The organism is Aquabacterium soli, assembly GCF_003933735.1.
Lineage (GTDB): Bacteria > Pseudomonadota > Gammaproteobacteria > Burkholderiales > Burkholderiaceae_C > Aquabacterium > Aquabacterium soli.
The window spans coordinates 1-667 of the sequence record NZ_RSED01000078.1 but is presented as its reverse complement, the minus strand read 5'-3'; the positions used below and the strand labels follow the sequence as shown (position 1 = coordinate 667).

Genomic DNA, 667 nt, shown 5'->3' with positions numbered 1-667 from the left:
GCTCTCGGCCATGCCGTTGCTCTGTGGACTGCACACCGGCGTGTTAATCGGCTTGAGCCCCAGCTCTCTGGCAATGCGTCGGGTGTCGATGGCGATGTAGGCTCCGCCGTTGTCCGTGAGGAACTCAAGCTGGTGACCAGCAGGGATGGCCTCGACCGAACCAAAGCGCTTCTCCACAGCCTCGATGAGCATCTCTCGCACTGGCTCACCAGGCAGACCTTTGCCTGGCCACGCGCGCCAGGCCATGATCTCCCGGTCGCAGCAATCCTTGGCAAAGGTGGCGGTAACCGTCTCACCGGAATCACATTTGATCTCGAACCCATCGGAGCACCAACGCAGGTCACTGCTGGCCACGGCGACTTTGCCGTCGTGCGGCCTGCTTGAGGCCCTTCTGCGAGGCGCGCGTGGCAGCAAAAGTCCATGTTGCTTCATGACCCTGTAAGCCCGCTTTGGATTGACCACTGCTTGGCCGCCGGCGCGGCGTGCGCGGTTGACCAAGGCGCAAGCGCGTCGGTAACCATAGCTGGGCAGCTCTGTGATGTGCTGACGGATCTCGCCCACCAACTGCTCATCGACGACAGGTGTGCGCTGCGTTCTGCCATCGACCCAGCCATCAGCCCGACCAAGCAGGTCGTGGACATGAGAGCGCGCCAACCCAAGGGCCAGG

Annotated in this window: 1 protein-coding gene; it reads right to left on the bottom strand. The window is 62.8% G+C overall.

Annotated features, from left to right (window positions below):
* The coding region (locus tag EIP75_RS23865) for an IS3 family transposase (RefSeq protein ID WP_148100987.1) at window positions 1-667 on the bottom strand (667 nt) is incomplete at both ends.